The sequence below is a fragment of the Mesorhizobium sp. DCY119 genome (assembly GCF_003590645.1).
Taxonomy (GTDB): domain Bacteria; phylum Pseudomonadota; class Alphaproteobacteria; order Rhizobiales; family Rhizobiaceae; genus Mesorhizobium_M.
In genome coordinates this window covers 3489442-3512197 of the sequence record NZ_CP031834.1, presented here as the reverse complement: position 1 = coordinate 3512197, position 22756 = coordinate 3489442, and the positions used below count along the sequence as shown (strand labels likewise).

At 63.2% G+C, this 22756-nt stretch carries 19 protein-coding genes and 1 pseudogene; 9 read left to right on the top strand and 11 right to left on the bottom strand.

Translation table 11 applies throughout. The features are described 5' to 3' along the window. The first annotated feature begins 24 nt into the window (after window positions 1-24). Window positions 25-942, top strand: a complete 918-nt coding sequence (gene rarD / locus DZG07_RS17080) for an EamA family transporter RarD (RefSeq protein WP_119818927.1) — start codon at window positions 25-27, stop codon at window positions 940-942. On the opposite strand, the gene DZG07_RS17075 is transcribed toward rarD, so the two are convergent. Together DZG07_RS17075 and DZG07_RS17070 are read right to left on the bottom strand one after the other, a co-directional pair. Further along, window positions 939-1937, bottom strand: a complete 999-nt coding sequence (locus DZG07_RS17075) for a CorA family divalent cation transporter (RefSeq protein ID WP_119818924.1) — start codon at window positions 1935-1937, stop codon at window positions 939-941. The genes rarD and DZG07_RS17075 overlap by 4 nt on opposite strands. A gap of 15 nt (window positions 1938-1952) precedes the next feature. Next, complete coding sequence (locus DZG07_RS17070) at window positions 1953-2564, bottom strand: TIGR00730 family Rossman fold protein (protein ID WP_091914034.1); 612 nt, start codon at window positions 2562-2564, stop codon at window positions 1953-1955. Between the two features lie 115 nt (window positions 2565-2679). On the opposite strand from DZG07_RS17070, the gene DZG07_RS17065 reads away from it, so the two are divergent. From DZG07_RS17065 to DZG07_RS17045, 5 genes and pseudogenes are all read left to right on the top strand, one after another. Beyond that, window positions 2680-4149, top strand: coding sequence for a LysM peptidoglycan-binding domain-containing protein (locus tag DZG07_RS17065; RefSeq protein WP_119818921.1), 1470 nt, complete (start codon window positions 2680-2682; stop codon window positions 4147-4149). Window positions 4150-4211: 62 nt separating this feature from the next. Continuing rightward, on the top strand, window positions 4212-4565 hold the full coding sequence (locus tag DZG07_RS17060) for a metalloregulator ArsR/SmtB family transcription factor (protein ID WP_119818918.1): 354 nt from the start codon (window positions 4212-4214) through the stop codon (window positions 4563-4565). Between the two features lie 5 nt (window positions 4566-4570). Continuing rightward, the gene (locus tag DZG07_RS17055) at window positions 4571-6454 is read left to right on the top strand and encodes an ABC transporter ATP-binding protein/permease (protein ID WP_091914040.1); all 1884 of its coding nucleotides are present in this window, start codon (window positions 4571-4573) and stop codon (window positions 6452-6454) included. Window positions 6455-6544: 90 nt separating this feature from the next. Next, window positions 6545-7246: pseudogene (locus DZG07_RS17050) on the top strand (phosphatidylserine decarboxylase); the annotation flags it as partial. Between the two features lie 2 nt (window positions 7247-7248). After that, window positions 7249-8082 carry a phosphatidylcholine/phosphatidylserine synthase gene (locus DZG07_RS17045; RefSeq protein ID WP_091914044.1) on the top strand — a complete coding sequence of 278 codons (834 nt, stop codon included), beginning with the start codon at window positions 7249-7251 and terminating at the stop codon, window positions 8080-8082. 4 nt (window positions 8083-8086) lie between these two features. Here the strand turns inward: DZG07_RS17045 and DZG07_RS17040 are convergent, their stop codons facing one another. The 3 genes from DZG07_RS17040 to DZG07_RS17030 form a co-directional block, all read right to left on the bottom strand. Next, window positions 8087-10306, bottom strand: coding sequence for an AMP-binding protein (locus tag DZG07_RS17040; RefSeq protein WP_119818915.1), 2220 nt, complete (start codon window positions 10304-10306; stop codon window positions 8087-8089). A 1464-nt stretch (window positions 10307-11770) separates the two neighbouring features. Beyond that, entirely contained in the window at window positions 11771-12625 is an 855-nt protein-coding gene (locus DZG07_RS17035; RefSeq protein WP_119818913.1) for a DMT family transporter, read from the bottom strand. A 103-nt stretch (window positions 12626-12728) separates the two neighbouring features. Continuing rightward, window positions 12729-13616 (bottom strand): DMT family transporter, encoded by an 888-nt coding sequence (locus DZG07_RS17030; RefSeq protein ID WP_119821835.1) that lies wholly within the window; start codon window positions 13614-13616, stop codon window positions 12729-12731. Between the two features lie 191 nt (window positions 13617-13807). Between DZG07_RS17030 and DZG07_RS17025 the strand changes: the two genes are divergently transcribed. Beyond that, complete coding sequence (locus DZG07_RS17025; RefSeq protein WP_119818910.1) at window positions 13808-14335, top strand: OsmC family protein; 528 nt, start codon at window positions 13808-13810, stop codon at window positions 14333-14335. 13 nt (window positions 14336-14348) lie between these two features. Here the strand turns inward: DZG07_RS17025 and DZG07_RS17020 are convergent, their stop codons facing one another. The 6 genes from DZG07_RS17020 to DZG07_RS16990 all read right to left on the bottom strand — a co-directional run bounded on the left by DZG07_RS17020 (window position 14349) and on the right by DZG07_RS16990 (window position 21207). Then, window positions 14349-15095 carry an SDR family NAD(P)-dependent oxidoreductase gene (locus DZG07_RS17020; RefSeq protein ID WP_119818907.1) on the bottom strand — a complete coding sequence of 249 codons (747 nt, stop codon included), beginning with the start codon at window positions 15093-15095 and terminating at the stop codon, window positions 14349-14351. Window positions 15096-15297: 202 nt separating this feature from the next. After that, entirely contained in the window at window positions 15298-16767 is a 1470-nt protein-coding gene (gene purF / locus DZG07_RS17015; RefSeq protein ID WP_091912240.1) for an amidophosphoribosyltransferase, read from the bottom strand. Between the two features lie 58 nt (window positions 16768-16825). Next, window positions 16826-17446 carry a CvpA family protein gene (locus DZG07_RS17010; protein ID WP_091912238.1) on the bottom strand — a complete coding sequence of 207 codons (621 nt, stop codon included), beginning with the start codon at window positions 17444-17446 and terminating at the stop codon, window positions 16826-16828. A gap of 60 nt (window positions 17447-17506) precedes the next feature. Next, complete coding sequence (gene radA, locus DZG07_RS17005) at window positions 17507-18904, bottom strand: DNA repair protein RadA (protein WP_119818904.1); 1398 nt, start codon at window positions 18902-18904, stop codon at window positions 17507-17509. A 473-nt stretch (window positions 18905-19377) separates the two neighbouring features. Continuing rightward, complete coding sequence (locus DZG07_RS16995) at window positions 19378-19635, bottom strand: type II toxin-antitoxin system Phd/YefM family antitoxin (protein ID WP_091912232.1); 258 nt, start codon at window positions 19633-19635, stop codon at window positions 19378-19380. 81 nt (window positions 19636-19716) lie between these two features. Continuing rightward, window positions 19717-21207: a replicative DNA helicase gene (locus DZG07_RS16990; protein WP_091912230.1), complete on the bottom strand. Its 1491-nt coding sequence runs from the start codon at window positions 21205-21207 to the stop codon at window positions 19717-19719. Between the two features lie 188 nt (window positions 21208-21395). Here DZG07_RS16990 and DZG07_RS24250 point away from each other — a divergent pair, with 188 nt between their 5' ends. Together DZG07_RS24250 and DZG07_RS16980 are read left to right on the top strand one after the other, a co-directional pair. Beyond that, entirely contained in the window at window positions 21396-22091 is a 696-nt protein-coding gene (locus DZG07_RS24250; RefSeq protein WP_245429504.1) for a DUF930 domain-containing protein, read from the top strand. Window positions 22092-22165: 74 nt separating this feature from the next. Continuing rightward, window positions 22166-22750, top strand: coding sequence for a hypothetical protein (locus DZG07_RS16980; protein WP_119818898.1), 585 nt, complete (start codon window positions 22166-22168; stop codon window positions 22748-22750). Window positions 22751-22756: the final 6 nt, after the last annotated feature.

Below are 22756 nucleotides of genomic sequence, written 5' to 3'. Positions count from 1 at the left end.
GTTTCGGGGGCGCATAGAGGCCGCATGACGACTCAGACTTCGGATTCGGAAAACGCGGCCACGCGCGGCTTTGGCTTCGCGCTCTCGGCCTATCTGCTGTGGGGCCTGCTGCCGCTCTATATGAAAGCGGTTGCTTACATTCCAGCGGTGGAGGTGGTGGCGCATCGTATCGTCTGGTCGCTGCCGATTGCCGGCGTCGTTCTGCTGCTGCTTGGCCGCACGACGGATGTGAAGGCAGCACTTCGCTCGCCCCGCACGATCATGATGGCGGCGCTGACGGCGACGATCATCACCTGCAACTGGGGCATCTATGTCTGGGCGATCGCCTCGGACAGGGCGGTGGAAACGGCGCTCGGCTACTACATCAACCCGCTGGTCAGCGTTGTCATGGGCGCGGTGCTGCTGGGCGAAAAGCTCAACCGCTTCCAGATCGCGGCCGTCTGCCTGGCGGTTCTGGCTGTGGCCATCCTCGCGCTGGATGCCGGCGGGGTACCATGGGTTTCGCTCGCGCTCGCAATCACCTTCGCGCTCTACGGCTATCTGCGCAAGACGCTGCCGATCGGCCCGAGCCAGGGCTTTTTCCTCGAGATCCTGATCCTGTTCGTACCGGCACTTGCCTATATCGTCTGGTTGCAGTCGCGAGGCGAGGGGCATTTCCTGGCCTCGAATCCTTACGATATCGCCTTGCTGCTCGGCTGTGGCCCGGTCACCGCCGTGCCGTTGCTGCTCTATGCGTTCGGGGCCAAGCTGCTCCGGCTCTCCACGATCGGGCTGATGCAATACATCGCGCCGACCATCGTGTTCCTGATCGCGGTGTTTCTTTTCGGTGAGCCGTTCAGCGGCGTCCGCGTCGTTGCCTTCCTTCTGATCTGGTTGGCGCTGGCGATCTACACCTGGTCGATGTTCTTCCGGCGCGCCGAACCGGTGACCGAGCCAGTTTAATTTCTTCCGCCGATCCGCCTGACCGCGAAATAGACGATTGCCGCGATCAGGCCCGATCCGATGGCCACCAGCCAGAAACCTTCGGGATTTTCCATGAAGGGCAGCCCGCCGACATTCATGCCGAACAGGCCGGAAATGATCGTCATCGGCAGCAGAACAGCCGTCATCACCGAAAGCACGTAGAGAAGGCGGTTCGATTCCGCACCCAGCTTGGCGATCAACTCGTCCTGCAGCAGCCGGGCGCGGGATTGCACCTGCTCACTGTCGTGGAGCAGTGCTATCGAGCGCTGCGCAAGCCTTGAGACGGTGTTGGATAGGGCAGGCGGCAATTCGTCGTCATGCATGTGCTCGACATGCCGCAGCAGACCCGACACGGTTGCGACGTGGCGGTGGATGAAGACGAGTTGCCGCCTGACCGCCGTCAGGCGCTCGCGCTCGCCATGCCAGGCATCGCCGACGATGCTGTCCTCGATCGAATCCAGCTCGTCCGCGATCTTGATCAGTTCGCCCGAAAGCCTGTTCACGCTGTTGACGATGATCGCTTCCATAAGCTCGCTCGGCGAGCGGAACGGCTTCTTGCGTTGCTCAACGACGCGGCGAACGTCATCGACGGACTGCAACGGGTGCCGGCGGGCGCTGACGAGCAGGGTTTCGTTGAAGGCGAAGCGCAACTGCCCGATTTCGCGGGCGTCGGTGTAGTGCTTGTGGCGCGTGTCGGTTATGGCGCCGTGCAGCCAGCCCTCGTCATAATCGATATGGAGCGTGTCGTCGCCGGCGAGCAGCGTGGCGCGGACGATTGCCGGCAGGTTTTCCAGCGCCTCGATCTTGCGCCTGCCGCGCGCGTCGGTCAGCGAATAGTTCTTCCAGTTCCAGCTTGCAGCGCCGGCATCCTCGGTTTGATAGCCATCAGCCGCAAAATCGAAGGCGAGCACGAGACCTTCGTCGTCAAGCTCCGGCGTCTTGGCGGTTTCGGACGATTGCGCGCGATCCGCCATGGGTTTTGTTCGGGGTCAGAGCTTGTCGATGACCGATTGCAGGCCGGTCGTCGGCGCATCGACTACGGAGCCCTCGGCGAGGATCGCGGCGACGATCGCTTCTACACGGTCGACGACCAGCGGATTGACCAGATGCGTGGTGTGGACGAAGCCCTCGGCCTTCATATGCTCGATCAGCGCCAGCATCGGGTTCCAGAAACCCTCGATATTGCCGAAGACGATCGGCTTGCGATGATGGCCGAGCTGCGCCCAGGTCATGATCTCGACGATCTCTTCCACGGTTCCGATGCCGCCGGGCAGCGCCACAAATGCGTCCGATTTTTCGAACATGATGTGCTTTCGCTCATGCATGTTCTCGGTGATGAGCAGTTCATCGAGACGGCCCAGAGCGTTTTCCGTCGCTTCCTTGTTGATGAGAAAGCGCGGAATGATGCCGGTGACTTTGCCGCCGGCCCGGATAGCGCCATCGGCCACCGCTCCCATGATGCCCTTGGTGCCGCCGCCATAAACGAGGCGCAGGCCCGCTTCAGCAATCGAGCGTCCAAGCGTGTGACCGGCCTTGAGGTAAACGTCGCTGCGGCCCGGTGATGAGCCGCAATAAACGCAAATGGATCGAATCGGGTTCATGCAACTGATTGGTGATTGCCTGCGTAACTTAGGTCAAGACCTTCTTAGGGCTTTTTCTTGTCGGCTTCGTGAAAACAGAGTAGACCCGCCTTAGGTGGCTAAAGGGTAGGGAAACATGGCAGTTACAGCGATCAGGGCGTTATTGTTTTTGGCCGGCGGCACGGCCGCTGCGGTCGGAACGGCCTATGTGTCCGGAGCGCTGGATCCCTATCTGGGCAAGACGCCGCCGATGGCTGCCTCCCTGACCGACACAAAAGCGCCCGAGGCCGATACCAAGGCGGCAAGATTGCCGTCTCAGCCGGCAGCACCCGAGACGCCGGCTCCCAAGGCGGAACAGCCCGCTGCCGAAGCGCCCGCCGCAGGCGCAGGTGCCGTGGTTGCCCCCGGAATTAGCGTGCCGTCCTTCGACGTCGTTCGCGCTGAGCCGGATGGCTCTGTTGTGATCGCGGGCAAGGCTGCGCCCAATTCGAAAGTGGAAATCGTTATCGGTTCCAAGATCATCGGAAACGGTATCGCCGGGCCGGAAGGCGATTTCGCCGTCGTGGTCGAAGAGCCTTTGAAGCCCGGCGATCATCAGATCGTGCTTCGCTCGACGACGCCCGACAATGTCGTGGCGACGTCGCCTGAAACCGCGGTCGTCTCCATCCCCGAGAACAAGAGCGGCCAGGTTCTGGCTCTTGTCGAGCAGCCGGGCGCTGCAAGCAAGCTGATCTCGATTCCAGAACCTGAACCCGCAGCGAAACCCGCAGAAGCCGGCGCCACGGAAACGACGCCGGCGCCACCTGCCACGCCAGCAGGGGAAACCGCCGCCGCGCCTGCTGCCGAACAGCCGGCCGGCCAGCAGGCGGCCGCAACACCTCAGCCGGAAAAGCCGGCAGCAACTGCCGCACCGGCAAGCGGGCCGACGGTGAAGGTGGAAGCCGTGGAGATCGAGGGCCGCAAGGTCTTCATCGCCGGTGCCGCCGATCCGGGACGCAAGGTGCGCGCCTATGCCAACGATATTCTGCTGGGTGAGGTGATTACGTCGCCGGGCGGACGCTTCCTGATCGAAACCGAGCGCGACCTTCCGGTCGGCGATTATATCGTCCGTGTCGACGGGCTTGAGCCGGATGGCGTCAAGGTCGCGGCGCGTGCGGCCGTGCCGTTTACGCGTGAGCCCGGCGAGGCAGTGGCGGCAGTAGCACCTGCCGATTCCGCCGAACAGCCGAAACCCGCACAGCCCGAAACGGGGGCCGCAGCACCTGCGCAGGGCACTGCGCCCGTCGCTACGGCCGAGACGCAAGTCACGCCGCCTGCCGGCTCCGGCGAGATCGCCGCTGCCGCACCGGAAGCGCTGTCGCCAAAACTCCAGAGCGTCGACAGCGCGGTCATCATCCGCCGCGGCGATTCGCTCTGGCGCATCTCACGCCGCGTCTATGGCCTCGGCGTGCGCTATTCGACGATCTATCTCGCCAACCAGGAACAGATCCGCGACCCCAATCGCATCTGGCCGGGTCAGGTGTTCAAGGTGCCCGAAAAGACCGACAAGGGCGAAGCTGCCGACATGAAGACCATCGGCGATCAGGCAACGACCACCACGCAGTAAAAACCGCCTTCTCTGGGAAAAGCCTTGCGAGGACCATGTTCATCGTCTATCGACGATGAACGATGAATGCTCCTCTTACTCCCGATTTCCAGACCTGCAGTTCCGCCGCCACGAAAGCCGTGGCATTGCGGTTCGCGGCGCTGTCACATCCGACGCGCATAGAAATCCTGCGCTACCTCTCCGGCAGCGAGGCATGCTGCTGCAAGGATGTCGTCGGACAGCTCGATCTGGCGCAGTCGACGGTGTCGCAGCATCTGAAAATACTGGTCGAAGCGGGTCTGGTGCGGTTTTCGCCCGAAAAGCAGCGGTCGCGTTACGAGATCGACCGGCAGGCACTGGCCGGATTTTCCGGGCTTGTGACTGCTCTGGTTGAAGATTGCTGTGCCAGTCGCGACGACCGAAATTCAAAGGCGTAAAACTCTTGGCCGATAAGACTGTCTCCGCCGATTCCGGCACAACGTTCAAAACATTGCTCAATCTGTGGCCCTATATGTGGCCCGCCGATCGCGCCGATCTCAAGGCGCGGGTGGTATGGGCGACGTTCTATCTGTTCGTCGCCAAGTTCGTGCTGATCGCGGTGCCTTATTTCTTCAAATGGGCCACGAACGCGCTCGCCGGCGACCATGCGCCGGCACCGCCGCTGCCGGATTTCCTGCTGGCGCCGGTCATGCTGGTCATTGCCTACAACGTGGTGAAACTTGTGCAGCTCGGCTTCAACCAGTTGCGCGACGCGCTGTTTGCCCAGGTCGGCCAGCACGCGGTGCGCCAGCTTGCCTTCCGCACCTTCGTGCATATGCACAATCTGTCGCTGCGCTTCCATCTGGAGCGGCGCACCGGTGGCCTGTCGCGCATCATCGAGCGCGGCACCAAGGGCATCGAGACGATCGTCCGCTTTACCATCCTCAACACGCTGCCGACCATTCTCGAATTCGCGCTGACGGCGGTGATTTTCGCCGTCGCCTATGGCTGGCTGTATGTGTTGGTCGTCGCCGTCACCGTCGTGCTCTACACTTGGTTCACGGTGTGGGCGAGCGACTGGCGCATTTCGATCCGCCGGGAGATGAACGATTCCGACACCGACGCCAATACCAAGGCGATCGACTCCCTGCTCAATTTCGAAACGGTCAAATATTTCAACAATGAACGCATGGAGGCTGAGCGCTTCGACCGTTCGATGGCGCGCTACGAGAGCGCTGCGACAAAAACCTGGACCTCGCTTGGCTGGCTGAACTTCGGGCAGGGCGCCATCTTCGGTGTCGGCATGGCGGTTGCGATGTGGATGTCGGCGCGCGAGGTGATGGCCGGCACGCAGACGATCGGCGATTTCGTCTTCATTAACGCCATGCTGATGCAGCTTTCGGTGCCGCTGAACTTCATCGGCTTCATCTATCGCGAAATCCGTCAGGGCCTGACCGATATCGAGCAGATGTTCGACCTTCTCGACGTCAAGCAGGAAGTGCTCGACCGGCCCGATGCGAAACCGCTGGCTGTCGGGGCGGGCAAGGTCGAGTTCCGTGATGTGCATTTCGCCTACGATCCCGCCCGCCCGATCCTCAAGGGCGTCAGCTTCGACGTACCGGCCGGCAAGACGGTCGCCATCGTCGGGCCATCGGGCGCTGGCAAGTCGACGATTTCGCGGCTTCTGTTCCGCTTCTACGACATTCAGCAAGGCGCGATCCTGATCGACGGGCAGGATATCCGCGACGTGACGCAGGAGAGCCTGCGTGCGGCCATCGGCATGGTGCCGCAGGACACGGTGCTGTTCAACGACACCATCGCCTACAACATCCGCTATGGCCGCACCGACGCCAGCGACGAGGAGGTCTTCAAGGCTGCCGAACTGGCGCAGATCGGACCTTTCATCGAGCATCTGCCGGACGGCTACAAAGCCATGGTCGGCGAGCGCGGGCTAAAACTTTCCGGCGGCGAAAAGCAGCGCGTGGCAATTGCCCGCACCATCCTCAAGGCGCCGCCGATCCTGATGCTGGACGAGGCGACCTCCGCGCTTGATACGCACACCGAGCAGGAAATCCAGGCCGCGCTTGATCTCGTCAGCCGTGGCCGCACCACCATCGTGATCGCCCACCGGCTTTCGACTGTTATCACCGCCGACGAGATTATCGTGCTCAAGGGCGGCCAGATCGCCGAGCGCGGAACGCATCTGTCGCTGCTGCGCAAGGACGGGCTCTACGCTTCGATGTGGGCGCGCCAGCGCGAGGCGACCGAAGCCGAGGAGCGGCTGCGCATTGCCCGCGAAACCGACGAACTCGGCGTCGTCGTGCGCCGCAGAACTGCCGAAGTCTGACCGCGCGCAATCGCATCACTGCAATGTTGCGTTGCGGCGGGCTGCCGTTTCCGGTAAGCAGGCCGGCAATCCAATTGGAGCCGCCCCCGCCCGATGAGCCTCGTCGATACCGTCAAGAACGCGTTCGTGCCCATACATCGCGAGGGCTATCCCTTCATTGGCGCATTTGCCGCCGCCACCCTGATTCTCGGCTATTTTTCGCTCAACCTGTTCTGGATCGGGCTGATCCTGACGGCCTGGTGCGCCTATTTCTTCCGCGACCCCGTGCGCGTGACGCCGGTGGACGACAAGCTGGTCGTCAGCCCCGCGGACGGCGTGGTCTCGGCTGTCGGACCCGCGGTTCCGCCGCGTGAACTCGGTCTTGGTACTGCCGAGATGACCCGCATCTCGGTCTTCATGAACGTCTTTTCCTGCCATGTGAACCGCTCGCCGGTGCGCGGGCGCATCACCCGCATCGAGCATCGCCCGGGCAAGTTCCTCAATGCCGAGCTCGACAAGGCCAGCAGCGAGAACGAGCGCAATGGCCTCGTCATCGAAAGCCCCCACGGCACGGTTGCCGCCGTGCAGATCGCAGGGCTGGTGGCGCGTCGCATCGTCTGCTGGGCCGACACCGACAGCAACATCGCCGTCGGCGAGCGTTTCGGGCTGATCCGCTTCGGCTCGCGCGTCGATGTGTTCCTGCCGCTCGATGCCACGCCGCGCGTTTCGGTCGGCCAGACCTCGGTTGCCGGCGAAACCATCCTGGCCGAATTCGGCGGCGGGGCCGCAACCCCGCTCGTGCGGGTCGCGTAACGGTGCCCGCACCCTTCCAGCATTTCGAGCCACACGGCCGGGGCGGACCGCGCATCCGGGAGATTCCGCTGCGCATGGTTCTGCCGAACCTGATCACGGTTCTGGCGATCTGCGCCGGCCTGTCCGGCATCCGCCTTGCGTTCGAAGCGCGTTTCGAGACGGCGGTCGTCATGGTGCTGATCGCAGCCTTCCTCGACGGCATCGACGGCCGCATCGCGCGGGCGCTGAAGGCGACTTCCAAGTTCGGCGCGCAGATGGATTCTCTGGCCGACATCGTCAATTTCGGCGTGGCGCCGGCCTTGGTGCTCTACGCCTATCTGCTCGACCGCGCCGGATCGTTCGGCTGGATCGCAGCCCTTCTGTTCGCGATCGCCTGCGGCTTGCGGCTGGCGCGGTTCAACGTGCTCGACGAGGATCAGGACCGGCCCGCCTGGCAAGCCGAGTATTTCGTCGGCGTGCCCGCACCGGCGGGAGCGGCGATCGTCATGCTGCCGATCTATCTGGTGTTCATCGGGGCGATTGCCCCGGACCGCACCTTCGGCTTCATCTGCTCGGCCTATACGGTGCTGATCGCCTTCCTGCTGGTCAGCCGCTGGCCGGTCTATTCGGGCAAGAAATGGCGGGTGCCGGGCGACAAGGTGCTGCCGCTGATCCTCGGCGTCGTGCTCTATGTGCTGCTTCTGGTGACGTTCCCATGGCAGACGCTGTCCGTCTCGGTGATCGCCTATCTCTGCTTCCTGCCACTCAGCGCCAGCGCCTATTCGCGCCGTTCGAGGCTCGAGGAAGCGAAGGCCAAGGAAGCTGCCGCCGCAGCAACCACACCCAAGGCGGAATAAGGCTTCACGCCGCCGCCTCTAGTCCGAGCCGCTCGATTGCCAGCTTGCGGGCCGAGACGTAGTCGGTCTTGCCGGAACCGAGCACCGGGATTTCGCCGACCTTGACGATGTCCTGCGGCAGCATCAGTTCGGCAGCCCCGGACAATTTGCCGAACTGCCGCAGCAGTGAGGGTTCGGCATCGCCTGCGGTGGTGATGAGCACGATGCGCTCGCCGCGGCGCTTGTCGGGCACGGCGACGGCGGCGTGATGCTCTTCCGGCCACAGCGACTGCACCAGCATCTCCACGGCACCCAGAGACACCATCTCGCCGGCGATCTTGGCAAAGCGCTTGGCGCGGCCGCGAATGGTCAAAAAGCCTTCGCGGTCGACCGAGACGATGTCGCCGGTGTCGTGCCAGCCGCTGCCCAGCGGCTGCAACACGCCGGGCTGGTCGGCGGTCATGTAGCCGAGCATGACATTCGGTCCCTGAAGCCAGAGCCTGCCGCCCTCCGGGATGCCTTCGACCGGCTCCAGCCGCATCCGCATGCCCGGCAGCAGCCGCCCGACCGTGCCGTCGCGATTGTGGGTAGCGGTGTTGACCGAAACGACCGGTGCTGCCTCGGTCAGCCCGAAGCCCTCTATGATCTCGGCGTTGAAGCGCTCGCGCCAGATGCGCCGCGTGTCGGCCTTCACCGGCTCGGCCCCGGCCACCGCAAAGCGCAGGCTCGAAAACTCGTCGCCGTCGGCATTGCGCGCATAGCCGGCGAGGAAGGTATCGGTGCCGAACATGATGGTCGGCCGCACCTTGGCGGCGATGTCGGGGATGATCTTGTAATGCAGCGGCGAGGGGTAAAGGAACAGCCTTACCCCTGACACCAGAGGCAGGATCGTGCCGCCAGTCAGGCCGAAGGAATGGAACGCCGGCAGCACGTTGAGCAGCTTGTCGTCCGGGCCGATATTGATGCGGGCCTCGGCCTGCATGGCGTTGGCGACGAGGTTGCGGCTGGAAAGCACCACTGCTTTCGGCGTGCCTTCCGAGCCGGAGGTGAACAGGATGACGGCCGGTTTGTCTGCGTCCTGGCTGTGAACCGGCCACCAGTACAGGCAGCTTGCGGCGATCTTGTCGAACAGGCTGGTGCTGTCGCGCAGTTCCTCGATCCAGACGAATTTCGCGCCGCCCTTTTCCGCCGCCTCGACGATGTCGGCCAACCCGGCCTTCTCGATGAAGGCACGCGAGGAGACTATGGTGCGGATGACGGCGGTGCGCACGGCGGCGGTGACGCTGGCTGGGCCGGCGGTGTAGTTGAGCATCGCCGCCACACGGCTTGCCGAAACGAGCCCGAGCAGCGAAAGCACCATGCCGTTGGTGTTGGGCAGAAGCACGCCCACGGCCTCTCCGGGCGCGCTGAGGCGGGCAAAGCGCTGGCCCAGCACCCGTGCGCCGACAAGCAGCCGCTGGTAGCTCAGCGCGCCGCTGACCACGTCCTCGACGATCGGGTGGCCGGCGCCATAGCGGAAGGCCGCGTGGCGAATGGCCTGGAACAGGCTGCGTTTGGGATCAGAGGCGGCAAGACGCGCCTCGGCGACGCGATCGAACAGCGCATCGGACGGACGCATGTCCGAATCGCCGATCATCTGCTGGATCGTCATCGGCTCCAGCGTGCTGACGGTGAGCCTCGGAAACCAGCTTCGCGGCGCCTTTTCACGCGGCGTCAGCGAAAAGGGCAGGTGCCGCGCACCGTCGACAAATACCGGGATGATTTTGGCATCGGCCTGCAGCGCGATGCGCGCCACGGCACGGTAAAGCCGGAAGGATTTCACGTCCGGCTCGACATCGGCGGGGATGTAGACGGCAAGCCGGCCCTTGCCCTTCAAAACCCGCACCAGCCGGCGGCTGACGAAGACATGCTCGGCGTTGAAGGCGATGGTGCGGCCCAGTTCCCGCCAGGGTTCGAGCCAGTGCGACCTGGCCGACCGCTCATCGAGGATGTGCAGGGTGTTTTCCGGCAGCAGGGCCAGCATCAGGGCGGGATCGAGCCGCGACTGGTGGGTGATGACGTAGACAACGGGTGCTGCCGCGTCTCGCGCCGCCCGCATCTTGCCGTCGCGTATGCGATAGACGAGCTTGAGCGGCAGGTAGAGCAGTGCCTGATGAAACGTCATCCCCAGGCGCACCTTCTGCCAAAGTGCCGCCGCCAGATAGGCCACAAGCAGGCAAAGGGCGATCTTTGCGGTCAGGATCATGCCTCACTCCCAACGCATGTTTTTTGGACGGCTCTTTCCGACCGTTTCGATCAGGAAACTAGACGATGCTGCGGGAAGGTCAATGCGTCCTTCGAGGCTCAGCGTCTCCCTCCCCCTTGAGGGGAGGGTGGCCCGTAGGGCCGGGTGGGGTCGCTGCGGAAGTGCTCGACGTTCGTTTTGCGTTGAGTTCGGCATGAACGACCCCCTCTGGCGCTGCGCGTTCCGGCCCTACGCTAGGGCTCCGGGCGTTCGTCACTCGAAAAGCCAAATCGTTGGCTTTTCGTTCGCTTCGCGAACCGCTCCTCACCCCCCTCGAGGGGGGGAGAATAAGTCGGCGCACTTCATCGCCACCCTCCCTCATCCTGAGGTGCGAGCGTAGCGAGCCTCGAAGGACGCACCTGTTCATCGCCACGCCCGGTTTTCACCGTCTGGCCATTGTCAAAGATCGGGAAGCGGGGCGCATGGCCGTGCCTTCCTAATGTTTAGTACGTGGCGCAGCTTCCGCGCCCCGCTCGGTGTCTGTCCCGAAGTCGGCCGGTCACAACGCCCGCTCCATGTACATTCCATGGACAAGACGCCGCGGGTTCTCCGCATGGTTTTGGGCAGAGGCATTTGCGCCGTGCTCGTTCCACGCCGGCCTGTGTCGGGCCCTCGGGTCCCTGGCTACCACACCAGGGCGGGAGGTCACCGCCACTCCCCCTTGATCCCGGTTCCAGACCCGGTCCCGCAGGAGCGATGCGGGGATTATGCGGGAAGTGTCTTGGGGTGGGGAAAGATTGGGCGAGAAAAAATGTGTGGGGTGAATGGAAACAATGGGTTGAGTGAAAATTGGGTGGAAATCTTTCCCCTCGTTCAACGTTGGAAGTTCTGCACCGTGGCGTACTCCACAGATGTTCCGGCATGGATCCCGGGTCTGCGCATTCGCTTCGCGCATGCTCCGCCCGGGATGACGAACTGCATTGTTTGGCGCGTGCTAATCGTCAGCGCTGGCGCGCGGCAATTGCGTCTCTGGTCTTAAACAACGTTTGCGATTAGCGGCGATACCCCCCTCTTCGTCATCCCGGGCGGAGCGAAGCGGAGACCCGGGATCCATGCCGGAATGCAAAAGAGCTTCAGCAGTGCAGAACGCGTCGACATCAGGGCCGGGCCACGCCAGACGATGCGCTGACCAATAGATCCCGGATAACCTCCGCTTCGCTGCGGTTTCCGGGAAGACGAAGGCAGAGATGCCTGCGCCAATCGCGTAAGGGCTGACGCCGTGTTCTGCACGGCTCCCAACTCCAAAGAAAAGCCGGCCACGAGGGACCGGCTTTGGAGTAAGGGGGACGGGCGGGGGGTTGGGCATAAGGGGACAGCCCGTCCATCCTCAAAACGCACGTTCCGCAAATTGGTTCCCAAAAAAGAATCTTTTTTGAAGATTTTTTTGAGTTCTTGCAAATACTTGAAATCGCAAGTTTTTTCGCGCTAAGCCATGCGCATCCGGCGCGCCACCAGCCAGTCGCGGCCGGCATGGGCAAAGACTGCGGCGAGCACGATGATGCCGCCGATGAGGCTTGCGGCAGGCGGCAGTTCGGACAGGAACAGCCAGCCGAAGAAGATGGCGAAGGGCACTTCTGCCGAGCCGAGCAGGCCCGCCTCGGCGGCGGGAATGAGCCGCGAGCCTTCGGTCCACAGCACGGAGGCAAGGGCGAAAGAGGCGCCGAAGGCCGCAAGAAGCAGGGCGTCACGCCCGGAAATGGCCAGCGGATCGGCAACGAACCAGCCCAGCGCGAAGAGCAGGAAGGCCGACACCGCACCCGCCCAGACCACCGGCGTGTCGCGGAATTTCCGGATCAGCACCATGTAGAGTGCGCTGGAAAAGGTCATCAGAAGCGCCAGCCCGTCGCCGAATGGTCGGCCGGTGCCGATGCCAGAAAACACCATCAGGCCGACGCCGGCGAGCGACAGGCAGGCGGCGAGCAGGGTTTGCGAGCGAACACGCTCGCGCACCAGCAGCCAGGCCAGCAGTGCAGCCACGAAAGGCGCTGTTGCGTAGATGATCGCGACATTAGCGACATAGGTGTTCTTGAAGGCGGCGATGAAGGCGATGCTGGCGAGCGCCCCGATCACGGCCATCAGCCAACCACGCCAGCCGAGGCGCAAGGGCGCTGGTGCTGTTTCGCGGCGGCGGCGCCAGAAGACATAGGCCGTGATCAGCAGGCCGCCGACGAAGCCGCGCCAGCAATTGATCGTCAGCGGGTCGGCATGGATCGATTTGGTCAGGACGCCGGCAAGGCCGAAGACGGCCGCCGAGGCGCTGACGAGCGTCACGCCGAGCATGCGTTCTGTCGATTGATCCAGTTCCACGATTATTCCTCTAAGCGGCAGCGAGCCGCAGATTACCGCATCGCCCCTGCCACCGCAGTGTCAGGAGGAAAGGAGGCTAGACCCGTTTGCGCAGATGCTCGCTGGCGATGATGACCACGCCGGCGAAGAAGATGAGGGCGGCGCCGATAAAAACCTCGCGGCGCGGAATGTCGCCCCAGATTGCGTAGCCGAGCGCGAAGGCCCAGACCAGCGAGGTGTATTCGAACGGCGCGATGACCGAGACCGGCGCGCGCTTCATGCCTTCGAACAGCATGAACTGCGCCACGCCGCCGAGCGAGCCGACGGTGACCAGAAGCAGGGCTTCCTGCCATGTCGGGGTCTGCCATAGGAAGGCCATCGGCACGCCGGCGATGACGAGGAAGAATGCATTGTTGAGGACGAGCTGCACCATGGTGCGTTCCTGCAGCGCGATCTTGCGCATCAGCACGATCGCCAGCGCCCACAGGAAGGCGGCGGCCAGCACCATGGCGACAGGCAGCGTTATGCCGAGCTTGCTGGGGTCGCAGGCGATGTAGACACCGACGAAGCCGATCAGTACCGCAACCCAGCGTATCCAAGGCACCTGTTCGCCAAGGATGAAGATCGACATGATGGTTATGATGACGGGGGCAGCGAAGTAGATGGTCGTCAGTTCGGCGAGCTGGAGATATTTTGCAGAACTGTAGAAGCACAGCCAGGCAAGCAGCGTCAGGAAGCTGCGCAACAGCATCGCCTTGACGATGGGCGAGCGGGCCGACTGGACGAGGAGTTCGCGTCCGCCAATCGCCACGCAGCCGGCAAGCACGGTTGCGCTGCGGAAGAACAGGATCTGCCAGACGGTGAGGCCCGTCACCAAGAGCTTGATCGAGGCGTCCTGCACCGAAAACAGGAAATAGGCGACGCCGGTGAGCATGATGCCGGCGTAGATATTTTCGCGCGTGTCGAGAACGACGGCATTGGTCATGGAGCGGTCCTGCGGAATGGCGCTGCGGCGAGGCAAAGCAGCCGGCGCGCAGCCGCAGCTATAGGGCCGGGAAGGCTCGCCCGGCTACGCCAGCCGCAGCCGAACGTTGGGGCAGGCCCGGTCACGTCTTGCGGGCCAAAGGGCGCGCTGGCGTGATATGGTTCGGTCATAAGCGCAATCGGGAGGCTGGCATGAACGCCGACGAACTGAAGTCACTGCAGGCACCGCTGAAACAGGGCTATCGCGACGACCCGGCGCAGGCGCTGATAACGCTGCGGGCAAAAGGCTCGATCGACGAGCAATCCATTGCCTGCAAGGTGGAGACGGGCAGGGCGCTTTCGGTTGCCGGTCTTCATCCGGCGACGGGCGGCACCGGGCTCGAACTCTGCTCTGGCGATATGCTGCTGGAGGCGCTGGTGGCTTGTGCCGGCGTGACGCTGAAAGCGGTTGCGACGGCGCTGGAATTCCGCCTTGAAGGTGCGGCGGTGGAAGCCGAGGGCGACCTCGATTTCCGCGGCACGCTGGGCGTGGCGAAGGACGCGCCCGTCGGGTTTCGCGCGATCAGGCTGCGCTTCGATCTCGACACGGACGAGCCGCAGGACAGGATAGACACGCTGATCAAGCTCACCGAACGCTATTGCGTGGTGTTCCAGACCATCAACAGCAAGCCGGAGCTATCGGTGAAGGCGAAAAACCACCGCCCGACGGCGAAGCTTTAGGAGTCAGGCTGGCTTATTCGGGCATCCGGTAGCTGACAAAACGGTCGTTCCGGACCTGGAAGAGCTTTCCGGTCTCGGTCAGTGCCGGGCTGGCCAGCGGCAGGATCTTTGCGGCGACCTCGGCGGGTTTCGGCAGCGTATCCGGGTCTTCGCCCGGCACGGCCTGTGCGCGCATGGCCGTGCGGGTCGCGCCCGGATCGACGGAATTGACGCGCAGCGCGCTGTTTTTCGTCTCGTCAGCCCAGGAGCGGGCCATTGCCTCGACAGCCGCCTTGGATGCGGCATACGGCCCCCAGAAGGCGCGGGCGGAGTGTGCTGCACCCGACGACAGGATGATGGCGCGGCCGGCGTCGGATTTGCGCAGCAGCGGATCGACCGAGCGGATAAGCCGCCATGTGCCGGTGACGTTGATGGCCATGACCTTGTCGAACACTTTTGCCTCGACATGGCCGAGCGGCGAGATGACGCCGAGCGCGCCGGCATTGGCGACGAGAATGTCGAGCTTGCCCCAGCGGTCGTTGATCGCGCCGCCGAGGCGATCGATGCCGGCCATGTCGGTGAGGTCGAGCGGCACCAGCGTGGCTTCGCCGCCGGCCTTCTTGATCTCGTCGTCAAGGTCTTCCAGCCCGCCGACGGTGCGGGCAACCGCGATGACATGCGCGCCGGCTGCCGCCATCTGCTTGGCGATCTGGTAGCCGATGCCGCGCGACGCGCCGGTGACGAGGGCGATGCGGCCGGTGAGGTCGGGGGCAGAGGTCATGGGAATTCTTTATTCTGTGCTGGAACTAAATTTATCGTGCGTCCTTCGAGGCTCGCTACGCTCGCACCTCAGGATGAGGGAGGCGGTGCAATTTGCCTGCTAAATTCTACCACGCCGGCGCTTCCAGGAGTTGGGACGCAAAACGCCAACCATCCTCATCCTGAGGTGCGAGCGTAGCGAGCCTCGAAGGACGCACCAATACTTATTGCCCGCCGGTCGCCAACAGCGACAAGGTCCGCACATTGTCGGTGCCTTCGAGGTCGAGCAGGCGGGTGGGGTATTCGCCGGTGAAGCATGCGTCGCAGAACTGCGGCTGCTCGTCGACGCGGCTCGCTTCGCCGACGGCGCGGTAGAGGCCGTCGATAGACAGGAAGCCGAGCGAATCGACGCGGATGAAATCTGCCATTTCCTCGACCGACATGCGCGACGCCAGCAGCTTGGCCTTTTCCGGCGTGTCGACGCCGTAGAAGCAGGAGGCGCGGGTGGGCGGCGAGGCGATGCGCATATGCACTTCCTTGGCGCCGGCTTCGCGCACCATCTGCACGATCTTCTGGCTGGTGGTGCCGCGCACGATGGAATCGTCGACCAGCACCACGCGCTTGCCCTCGATCATGCGGCGGTTGGCGTTGTGCTTCAGCTTCACGCCCATGTGGCGGATGGAATCGCCGGGCGAAATGAAGGTGCGTCCGACATAGTGGTTGCGGATGATGCCGAGTTCGAACGGAATGCCGGCCTGCTGCGAGAATCCGATCGCAGCGGGCGTGCCGGAGTCAGGCACCGGAACGATGATATCGGCATCGATCGGGCTTTCGATGGCAAGCTCCATGCCGATGCGCTTGCGGATGTCGTAGACATTGCGACCCTCGACTGAGGAGTCCGGCCGCGCGAAATAGACATATTCGAAGATGCAGAAACGCGATTTCTGCGGCTCGAAGGGGAAATGGCTCTCGATGCCCTTGCCGGTGACGACGACCATCTCGCCGGGCTTGAGATCGCGCACGAAACGCGCGCCGATGATGTCGAGCGCGCAGGTCTCGGAGGCAAGGATCCAGGCGCCGTCGAGGTCGCCCAGCACCAGCGGGCGAATGCCAAGCGGGTCGCGCACGCCGATCATCTTCTTGGAGGTCAGCGCGACCAGCGAGAAAGCGCCCTCGAGCTGGCGGATCGCCTCGATGAAGCGCGCGGTGATGTCGCGTTCCTTGCTCGTGGCGACGAGGTGAAGGATCGTTTCGGTATCCGAGGTGGAAGAGAAGATCGAACCCTGCTTCTGCAAGGTGCGCTGCACGGTCAGCGCGTTGGTGATGTTGCCGTTGTGGGCAACGGCCAGGCCGCCGGTCGAAAGCTCGGCAAAAAAGGGCTGCACGTTGCGCAGGCCCGCACCGCCCGTGGTGGCGTAGCGCGTATGGCCGATGGCGCGGGTGCCTTGCAGACGGTCGATAACCGACTGCTTGGTGAAGGTGTCGCCGATCAGGCCGACATGGCGCTCCACATGGAACTGGCTGCCGTCATAGGAGACGATGCCGGCGGCTTCCTGGCCGCGATGCTGAAGGGCGTGAAGGCCGAGCGTGGTGATCGCGGCGGCTTCCGGGCGTCCGAAGATGCCGAACACGCCGCATTCGTCGTGAAAATGATCGTCGGCCTCGGCCAGCAAGGTGTCGTCGGCTTGTGCCATCGGGCGGTCTCTCGTCAGAAAGCCATCATATAGGGCAGCAGCGCTCGCAGCGCCACCATCAATTGTTGGCGGGCGGCGTTTCGGCCGGTGCGTTCTCTGCAGGTGCTTCTGCCGGGGCATTGTCGGCCGGCGGTGCTTCCGTACCGGCTTCCGGAGCTTCGGTGCCGGTTTCCGGCTTCAGGCGCTTGAGGATCGAGTTTTCCGGGTCTTCCGGCAGCGCGTTTTCAAGCTTGGCGCCGATCGATTCCAGCAGCGGCTTCGACTTGGCGTTGGCGATCCAGGCAGGCGGGTTCGAGCCGACGAGCCAGTTGAAGAACAGGAGGCCGACAGCGACGACCAGAATGCCGCGCGCCGCGCCATAGAGGAAGCCGAGGGTGCGATCGAGCGCGCCGACGCGGCTGTCGATGATGAAATCGGCGATCTTCATGGTGATGACGGTGACCACGATCAGCGCGATGATGAAGACGATGCCGGCGGCAGCGCCCATCGCCAGCTTCTCATTGTCGAGATGCGGTTGCACGTAGGGCAGGACCATCGGGTAGAAGAAATAGGCAGCGGCTGCGGCAGCCACCCAGGACGCTATGGAAAGAACCTCGCGGGAAAGGCCGCGGACCATGGCGAGCATTGCGGAAACAAGCGTGAAGCCGACGAGAATTCCGTCAAGCAGCGTAATCGGCATGTCGTTCCCACTCCATGATGGCGCTTTGCGCCTTTCCGGGCCGCGCTGGCGGCGATCCGTTCAGTCGTCAGTGTTCCGGCGAAGCGACCCCGCAATCCGCACCACGAGATCGGTGAGCGTTGCGGGCTGGAAAGAGCCGGACCCGATTCCTCCGGATATTTCCTCGCTGCCCTTCGGCAGAACTGCCTGTCCAAAGCCCAGCTTTTCGGCTTCCTTAAGGCGCTGCTGCGCATGCGCAACCGGCCTTATGGCGCCCGAAAGGCTGATTTCGCCGAAATAGACGCAATCGGCGGGAAGGGCAAGACCAGTGAGCGAGGAAACCAGAGCGGCTGCAACCGCAAGATCGGCCGCGGGCTCCGAAATGCGGTAGCCGCCGGCCACATTCAGATAGACATCATGGGTGGCGAAGCGCACCCCGCAATGGGCTTCCAGCACAGCCAGAACCATGGCAAGACGTGGGCTGTCCCAGCCGACGACGGCGCGGCGCGGCGTGCCAAGCGGCGAGGGCGCAACCAGCGCCTGGATCTCGACCAGCACCGGCCGCGTGCCTTCCATGCCGGCAAAAACCGCAGCGCCGGGCGATTTTGCGTGTCTTTCGCCCAGAAAAAGCTCCGACGGATTGGCGACTTCGCGCAAACCCTTGTCGGACATTTCGAAGACGCCGATCTCGTCGGTCGGCCCGAAGCGGTTTTTTACCGTGCGCAGGATGCGATAATGGTGGCCGCCTTCGCCTTCGAAATAGAGCACGGCGTCGACCATATGCTCGACCACGCGCGGGCCGGCGATCTGTCCTTCCTTGGTGACATGGCCGACGAGAACGACCGCAGCGCCTGTGGATTTCGCATAGCGGATCATCGCCTGAGCCGACGAACGAACCTGCGTGACCGTGCCCGGGGCCGAATCGGCCATGTCGGTCCACAGCGTCTGGATCGAATCGAGGATGATCAGGTCGGGCCGCTTGCCATCGGCGATGGTGGCGAGAATGTCCTCGACATTGGTTTCGGCCGCCAGCTCGACGGCCGTGTTGGCGACGCCGAGGCGCTGGGCGCGCAGCCTGATCTGGGCAACCGCTTCTTCGCCCGAGACATAGACGATGCGGTGGCCGCGCGAGGCAAGGGCAGCTGCGGCCTGTGTCAGCAGCGTCGACTTGCCGATGCCGGGATCGCCGCCGACCAGAATGGCTGAGCCGCGCACGAAACCGCCGCCCAGCGCGCGATCGAGCTCGCCGATGCCCGACGCGATGCGCGGTGCATCCTCGATATCGCCCGACAGCGTGGTGAGCGCCACGGCGCGGCCTTTTCGCGCGCTGCGCATGGAGGCCGGGCCGCTGCCGATGCCGCTGTTGGTGCCTTCCTCGATGAGCGTGTTCCACTCGCCGCAGGCATCGCATTTGCCGGCCCAGCGCGTGTGGACCGTGCCGCAATTCTGGCAGATGAACTGTGTGCGCGTTTTAGCCATGGGTTTCTCGAAGCTGCTGCATGGGCCGATTATTCAGTGCGATTGACGGTCGCCGCGCGCCGCTTGATCGTGGCTTCGATAAAGCCAGTGCGAACTTTTTCGTAGAGAGCATAAGGTAAGAACCCGTGCGAGAAGCTCTTTGAGCCTGAGCGAATTATTGGCCGTAGGTCAGGTCCTGGCCAGTTGAATTCGTTGGCCTCCGTCAGCACGATCCACGAGCGCTGGTCATCGAGACCGAGACGGCGCTTGGTCGCCGTGGGGATTTCGACAGCGTCTTCAGCGTGCTTCGGCGGGCTGTGTGTCACCGGAAGGACGGTCACTATTTGTCGCCCTTCGTCATTTGCCACGGTTAGAACAACCGCGCATGGCCTGTCCTTACTGCCGTCTTCCAGTCCTTTCCTATGCTCGGATAGCCAGAGGTAGCTGTAGTTTAAGACAAGGCCCTCTCTGGGATCTGGAATCTGGGCCAAGGATCAATCGTCAAGTTCGTGATCGAAGGCTTTGGTCTCTTCCGGCGCGCGTGCCTTTTCCAACGCAGCAAGTTGCTCGTCGGTGATATCATCCAGACTAAGCACCTCGCGGTCGCGACGCTTCAGGCGATTGTATTCCTCAGTCGAAATCATGACCGTTCGGTCCCGTCCGTTTCGCGTCACGGCAACCGGCTGCGTGAGCGCCAAATCCTGATAACGACCTATGTTGCGCTGGAACTCAGCGGCGCTGACCTTGATCATCTCCGATCACTCCATCCATACAATACAGATTATACATATATTGCATGAAGTACGGAACATTTAGATGTTCTCAAAAAAATCCTACTCGAACCTCTCCGGCAGGTGATGTTCTTCGGCGAGGTCGGAGAAGCGGGTGAATTCGCCGGTGAAGGCGAGGGAGACCGTGCCTGTCGGGCCGTGACGCTGCTTGGCGATGATGACTTCCGCCTTGCCGCGCACGTCGTTCATCTCGGTTTCCCACTTGATGTATTCCTCGGTGCCGGGCTTCGGCTCCTTGTTCTTGAGGTAATATTCCTCGCGGTAGACGAAGATCACGACGTCGGCGTCCTGCTCGATGGAGCCCGATTCGCGAAGATCGGAGAGCTGCGGGCGCTTGTCGTCGCGGCTTTCGACCTGACGCGACAGCTGCGACAGCGCGATGATCGGCACGCTGAGTTCCTTGGCCAGCGCCTTCAGGCCCGTGGTGATCTCGGTGATTTCCTGCACGCGGTTCTGCGAGGCCTTGGCGGACGAGCCCTGCATCAGCTGGATATAGTCGATGACGATGACGTCGAGGCCGCGCTGGCGCTTCAGCCGGCGGGCGCGGGCGGCAAGCTGGGCGATGGAGATACCGCCGGTCGAATCGATGAACAGCGGGATTTTCTGCATCATCTGCGAGCAGGCGACGAGCTTTTCGAAATCGTTCTCGGTGATCTCGCCGCGCCTGATCTTGGAGGAGGGGATTTCCGTCTGCTCGGAAATGATACGCGTGGCGAGCTGTTCGGACGACATTTCGAGCGAAAAGAAGCCGATGACGCCGCCATTGGCCGCCTTGAACGAGCCGTCGGCCTGCTGCGCCGGCTCGTAGGCGTGGGCGACGTTGAAGGCGATGTTGGTGACGAGCGAGGTCTTGCCCATGCCCGGTCGGCCGGCAAGCACGATCAAGTCGGACGGCTGCAGGCCGCCCATGCGCTTGTCGAGATCGCGCAGGCCGGTGGCGACGCCGGACAGATGACCGTCGCGCATATAGGCGGCGTTGGCCATGTCGACGGCGGTTTTCACCGCATCGGTGAAGCTTTCGAAGCCGCCATCGTAGCGGCCGGTTTCGGCCAGCTCGAACAGGCGGCGCTCGGCGTCCTCGATCTGCTCTTGCGGGGCCATGTCGACGGGCGCGTCATAGGCGATGTTGACCATGTCCTCGCCGACCGTGATCAGCGCGCGGCGCGTGGCCAGATCGTAGATGGCGCGGCCGTAGTCGGCGGCGTTGATGACGGTGACGGCTTCCGCCGCAAGGCGGGCGAGATAGTGGGCCACCGTCATGTCGCCGACCTTCTGATCGGCCGGCACGAAGTTCCTGAGCGTGACCGGATTGGCCATCTTGCCCATGCGGATCATCTCGGCCGCAATCTCGAAGATCTTGCGGTGCAGCGGCTCGTAGAAATGCGAGGCCTTGAGGAAATCCGAAACGCGGTAGAAGGCGTCGTTGTTGACGAGGATGGCGCCAAGCAGCGCCTGCTCGGCCTCGATATTGTTCGGCGCTTCGCGATAAAGCGGTGTTTCGGCCACGCCGAACTTTTGTGCTGCCTCTGCCATGACTTCCCCGATCTTGCCTGCTCCCTGCCGTACCAGATGCCGTTGGCGGGCGGTGAACAAATGCAGCGTGTTGCCCGCAATTCACAATTACGCCAAACCGTCCACAGCTAGTTGGCCAGCCGGACGAATCTCGATTGACGCGAATCAGGATGGAAGCTTACCCCCGAGGGCCAGAACAAAACAGGAAAATGAGCGCAGTTTCCGACGTTATCCTCACCGCATCTTCGCGACGTGTCGGATGGGGTATCCCGGCCTCGATCCTGCTTCATGTCATTGTCGTTGTCCTTCTGATCGCCCTGTCCGGAACGAGGCCGCTGGACGTGCCGCAGGAGCACAATGTCACTGTTGAGATCGTTCGGCCGAGTGAAGTGCCGGCAGTAGCCGGAGAGCCCGAGCAGCAAGATGAGGCGTCGGCCATGCCATCCTCGCCGCCGTCGACTGACAGATTCGGCCCGGCGCCGGTTCCCCTGCCGGTCCAGCCGGACGACCAGCCGCCCGTGATGGTCAGGGCCAGCAGGATGATGTCGGAGGCAACCCTTGCCGATCCGCGCAGCAGGCAGGCGCGGGAAGGCCTGCGGGAACTGGCCGAGGCCGATCGCTCGGAACAATTGTGCAATATCGAGGCGATGGACCAGCTGCATGCGTGGCGCAACGACCTCCAGCCAGACCGCGTCGTTGCCTATGCCATGGCCGGCACGAAACTCGAGGAAAACACGATCCTGGCCGACGGCGCGGCGTTCCGCAGCAAGAGCCTATGGTACAATCTCAAATTCAAATGTGAACTGACGCCGGACCACGCCAAGGTCGCGGCCTTCGAGTTTCTGGTTGGCGAGGCCATTCCCAAGGGTGAGTGGGAAGAGCGCAATCTACCTTCGATACATTAAGGGTCACGATCGCAATTGGCTCGGCTGCCCGCTCATGCTGATATGGTTTGGGAGGACTTTCAGGGATTAACGCAATGAAGATAACGCACGCCACATTTCTCGCCGCCATGCTGCTTGGCAGCGCGGCCGGATTTTCTCCCGCAATCGCCGACACCGCAGCAACCAAGGACCAGATTGCCCTGTTCGCGACGGTCAAGGGCGAGGGCAAGACCGGCATCGCCCGCAAGACCAAACCCGTCGACGCCCGTGCCGCCGTGCCGGGAGAGGTGATCGTTACCATTATCAAGGGCGAAGGCGTGGAGACGAAATCCAAGCCGGCGGAAGCGGGGGACTGGGTCGTGCGCAACCGCTGCCCGGAGACCGGCAATGAGGAAATACTGGTCAAGGCCGCCAAGTTCCCCACCCGCTATGGCGAAGCACAGTCCGAACCCGACGCGAACGGTTATCGCGCTTTCTCGCCCAAAGGCTCGGACATGGGTTATTTCATCGTTTCGCAGGCGATGGGTGAGTTCACCTTCACCGCACCTTGGGGCGAGGCGATGGTCGCCAGGCCGGGCGACGCCATCGTGCAGGTGCCCGACGATGTCAGCGACACCTATCGCATCGCGGCTGCGTCCTTCGCCTGCACCTATGAGATCGTGACGCCGGCGAAGCCCTGAGACGGC